Origin of the sequence: Argonema antarcticum A004/B2 (assembly GCF_023333585.1) — a bacterium.
GTDB lineage: Bacteria > Cyanobacteriota > Cyanobacteriia > Cyanobacteriales > Aerosakkonemataceae > Argonema > Argonema antarcticum.
In genome coordinates this window covers 1-4,471 of the sequence record NZ_JAIQZN010000191.1, presented here as the reverse complement: position 1 = coordinate 4,471, position 4,471 = coordinate 1, and the positions used below count along the sequence as shown (strand labels likewise).

The following is a 4,471-nucleotide window of genomic DNA, read 5'->3' as shown; positions in this document are numbered from 1 at the left end:
TCCCTCTTCCCTCTTCCCTCTTCCCTCTTCCCTCTTCCCTCTTCCCTCTTCCCTCTTCCCTCTTCCCTCTTCCCTAGCCCCTTCTTACTACTGGCTTGCTCTAATTATGATAATTAGGTTAAATTTAATTAAGATTTGTTCGCCGTTATTATTTTTGTGTGTCACAAATCGCCCACCTAGCGATAAACATCAAGAAGTTATCTGACTTTGTTGAAAAGCACAATTGGTGTAAATCATTACCGAGTTAGTTGTACTCCCATTTAGAGGCCACCCATCTATGAAATTTTCCTGGAAAGTCGTACTACTGTGGACGTTGCCTGTATTAGTCATTGGAGTTTTCGTGTGGCAAGGAACATTCAGCCCATCTGCCATCGACATGAATAGGAACACGGCCAGTACGCGCATGACATACGGTCGCTTTTTGGAATACTTAGATAACAATCGAGTTACAAGTGTCGATCTATACGAGGGAGGACGAACTGCTATTGTCGAAGGGATAGATCCAGAACCGGGGTTGGACAATCAGCCCCAACTGTGGCGAGTGGATTTGCCCGTAAGCGCTCCTGAACTAATTTCCCAGCTTAAAGAACAAAACATTAGCTTTGCCATCCACCCAGTTCGCAACGATGGCGCAATTTGGGGACTATTAGGAAATCTAGTTTTCCCAATTCTGTTAATTGGTGGATTGTTTTTCCTATTCCGTCGCTCTAGCAACATTCCAGGTGGCCCCGGACAAGCTATGAGCTTTGGCAAATCCCGCGCCCGCTTCATGATGGAAGCGAAAACAGGCACCAAATTCGACGATGTTGCTGGGATCGAAGAAGCTAAAGAGGAACTGCAAGAAATCGTCACTTTCCTGAAACAGCCCGAACGCTTCAGCGCTGTTGGCGCTCGCATTCCCAAAGGCGTGCTGCTGGTTGGCCCTCCGGGAACTGGCAAAACTCTGCTTGCCAAAGCTATTGCTGGGGAAGCTGGCGTTCCTTTCTTCAGTATCTCCGGTTCGGAATTCGTGGAGATGTTCGTGGGAGTAGGTGCTTCCCGCGTGCGCGACTTGTTCAAAAAAGCCAAAGAAAATGCTCCTTGTCTGATCTTTATTGATGAAATTGATGCGGTCGGACGGATGCGCGGTGCGGGTATCGGCGGCGGTAATGACGAACGGGAACAAACTCTCAACCAGCTGCTGACGGAAATGGATGGGTTTGAAGGTAACAGCGGTATTATTATCATCGCCGCTACTAACCGTGCGGATGTTCTCGACTCTGCTTTATTGCGTCCGGGACGCTTTGACCGGCAGGTCACAGTTGATACTCCCGATATTAAAGGACGCCTGGAAATTCTCAAAGTCCACGCACGCAATAAGAAGTTAGCAGAAGATATTTCTCTGGAAGCTATAGCTCGTCGTACACCGGGATTTAGCGGTGCTGATTTGGCTAACTTGCTCAACGAAGCGGCAATTCTGACTGCGCGTCGGCGCAAAGAAGCAATTACGATGCTGGAAATCAACGATGCGGTTGACCGCGTTGTTGCTGGTATGGAAGGTACGCCTTTGGTGGATAGCAAGACTAAGCGTTTGATCGGTTACCACGAAGTCGGTCACGCGATCGTCGGTACACTGATCAAAGACCACGATCCGATGCAAAAAGTTACCTTGATTCCTCGCGGTCAAGCTCGCGGTCTGACTTGGTTTGCTCCCAACGAAGAGCAAGGATTAATCTCTAGAGCCCAACTGAAGGCGCGGATTACTGGTGCTTTAGGCGGTCGTGCGGCAGAGGATGTGATCTTCGGCGATGCGGAGGTGACGACAGGTGCTGGCGGCGACTTGCAACAAGTGGCGGGGATGGCGCGGCAAATGGTCACTCGCTTCGGGATGTCGGATTTGGGGCCACTGTCGCTGGAAAGTCAAAGCAGCGAGGTGTTTCTGGGGCGCGACTTAGGTATGCGATCGGAGTATTCTGAAGAAATTGCTTCCCGCGTTGATGCCCAGGTACGCAAGATTGTGGAGCATTGTTACGAGGATGCCAAGCGGATCGTGCGCGAGAATCGCACTGCGATCGATCGTCTGGTGGATCTTTTGGTTGAAAAAGAAACTATTGACGGTGAAGAGTTCCGGCAAATTTTGGCTGAGTATACGGTTTTGCCAGAGAAGGAGCAGTACGTAGCTCAGTTCTAATCCCGGCATTTTAGCTAAACGGGTAAATGGGGATGGTCAACATCATCCCCATCTTTTTTGTTTTTAATGATTTTTTAACCGCAGAGGTTAGCGCCGATGTACAGTAGAAGAAGCAGTGTCTCTAGTTTTCTGGCGATCGATAGTGCGGACACTCTTGACATGGCCCCAGCGGATTGACTGCACAACGAACGTAGGGAGAATTTGCATTAAATTTACAAGTGCGATCGCCAATATATTGTAGGTCTGGCGGATGCGGGGTCATTACCAATGGCGTAAGCGAAGCTCTTTCTATGGCAATTCTCAGCCTTGAGCGTGCCCGTGCTTCGGCTTTACGCATCACCCACACCGAAATTAGCGGCGGTATCATTCCCACAATCAAAACTAGCAATGTCTTCAACACACTTTTCCGTGCCTGCGGTTGTTCCGGTTTCTGGCTTTATTCTGTAATTTATATAGGCAAAGTTGATTAAAGCTAGCCGGAACAGATCCTGTGTTAAGATATTGCTTGAGAAATAAATTCGGTGTAGTGTTTGTTTATAATGCCTATAAGCTCCTCTCCGGATCGAAATCTCTACATCACTAAACTCTGGAGAGACTAATGTCAATCTACGTAGGGAACCTATCTTACGAAGTCACACAAGACGACATCAGCAATGTCTTCGCTGAATATGGAACGGTAAAGCGGGTTCAACTGCCAACTGACCGCGAAACAGGCCGCGTGCGGGGCTTTGCATTTGTGGAAATGGATTCAGAAGAGCAAGAAACTGCTGCTATTGATGCCCTCGATGGTGCTGAGTGGATGGGCCGTAACTTGAAAGTTAATAAGGCCAAACCCCGTGAAGATAGAGGCGGCGGCGGCGGCGGCGGCGGACGCGGTGGAGATAGCCGGGGCAGGTTTAATAGCGGCGGCGGCGGTAGACGCTATTAAGCTTTTAAGCTAAGGGATTAACAGTAGTTAATGGGGTGAAGTTCTGTTCGGGCATTCAGTTTTTAGCTGTGATGACTGGATTAAAGCGCAGAACAGGCTCTAAACGCCCTGGATTTGTTTGGTTGAATGTGCTACTTAGAGACCTAAGCAGCCGTGAAACTCTAGAGGTTTTGTCCTTTACATTTGAGAACGGAATCGCCCTGACTTCTACTTCGGCCCGATGCAAACTGTTTGATTCATTTGAGCGATCGCACGAACGCACACGCTACGCGAATGCGCTTGGGCGAAGCTACGCCGTCAGGCTATAGGCGGACGCAACGCGATCGCAAACACCCAGCTATTTACCCATGCTTAGGAGTAGACAGGATGACCCAAATAATCGTAGGGGAAAATGAAGGGCTTGAATCAGCTTTACGTCGATTTAAGCGTCAAGTATCCAAAGCCGGGATTTTTTCAGATATAAAGCGCCAGCGTCACTTTGAAACCCCTCCTGAAAAGCGCAAGCGCAAAGCTATTGCTAGAAGGCGTAAGAGGCGGTTTAACAGAACTCGCTAAATCTTTTCTTTCTCAAGAGGTGTAGAAATCATGACCCCAGAAGCAATACGCATTGTTGACTCCCTAAGGCGTGAGTTCTACTCCCTCTTCGCTGTGGCGATGAAAGTGCCTGTGAAAATCACAGGGAATTCATATAGTAGTAATTTTCCTACTGCGTCTTGGTTAGATAACAGTAAGCGGCTGAATTATGTGAATATTTATGCTTACACAGCACCCGATCACTTAATTCCCGAACGTCCCTTCATTCTTCGAGTGGCAATTAACAAAGGCGCTGGTAGAATCAGGATACCTCAGTGGGGCCAAGAATGTCGAGGCTTTAATCAAGGTTGGCATTTTGAGTTAACTTTACTGCCAGAGGAAATTTTAGACTTCCTACCCTGGATAGTCAGCTTAATTAAGTCTCACGATAAAGGTTCACCTCCGTTTGCAGACGAACCTCCGCATCCGTTAGAATTAAAAATCTATAACGGATTGTTATCCAATAATGTTTGGACTGAGAAAGCTTGGCAACTTCAGAATCGCGAATTTGCTAGAACTTCGGCGTGAAAGTTAAGCGGGGAAGTCGAAGCAACTGGCAAATCTTTTAAGTGCGATCGCATCTCATCCGTCATTGCCTTATACCCAGAAATCCAAAAATGTTTGGTAGGAACTGTGCTAAGGCTTCAATTATCACCTTAAGGGGTACTCGCGCAGTGCGCGAGTTGGGGGGTGCAATTCCCTCTCTCGGCTTTTCCAAGTGCTTTATCAGAAATTTGGGTCTAAAACCCCGTCCTTCCAGGACGGCTTCTAAAATGCTAGGATTGTATCGTCAAGGTTGA

5 protein-coding genes are annotated in these 4,471 nt (G+C 48.0%); 4 read left to right on the top strand and 1 reads right to left on the bottom strand.

Annotated features, from left to right (window positions below; genetic code table 11):
- Positions 1-277: 277 nt before the first annotated feature.
- Positions 278-2,170, top strand: a complete 1,893-nt coding sequence (ftsH2, locus tag LAY57_RS34925) for an ATP-dependent zinc metalloprotease FtsH2 (RefSeq protein WP_249071971.1) — start codon at positions 278-280, stop codon at positions 2,168-2,170.
- A 121-nt stretch (positions 2,171-2,291) separates the two neighbouring features.
- Here the strand turns inward: ftsH2 and LAY57_RS34920 are convergent, their stop codons facing one another.
- A complete protein-coding gene (locus tag LAY57_RS34920) occupies positions 2,292-2,567 on the bottom strand; it encodes a DUF6464 family protein (protein WP_275994510.1) in 276 nt (91 codons plus the stop codon).
- Between the two features lie 201 nt (positions 2,568-2,768).
- Here LAY57_RS34920 and rbp point away from each other — a divergent pair, with 201 nt between their 5' ends.
- The 3 genes from rbp to LAY57_RS34905 all read left to right on the top strand — a co-directional run bounded on the left by rbp (position 2,769) and on the right by LAY57_RS34905 (position 4,199).
- Entirely contained in the window at positions 2,769-3,098 is a 330-nt protein-coding gene (rbp, locus tag LAY57_RS34915) for an RNA-binding regulator (protein ID WP_249071967.1), read from the top strand.
- 366 nt (positions 3,099-3,464) lie between these two features.
- Positions 3,465-3,653: a 30S ribosomal protein S21 gene (gene rpsU, locus LAY57_RS34910; protein WP_249071973.1), complete on the top strand. Its 189-nt coding sequence runs from the start codon at positions 3,465-3,467 to the stop codon at positions 3,651-3,653.
- Between the two features lie 30 nt (positions 3,654-3,683).
- On the top strand, positions 3,684-4,199 hold the full coding sequence (locus LAY57_RS34905) for a hypothetical protein (RefSeq protein ID WP_249071965.1): 516 nt from the start codon (positions 3,684-3,686) through the stop codon (positions 4,197-4,199).
- Positions 4,200-4,471: the final 272 nt, after the last annotated feature.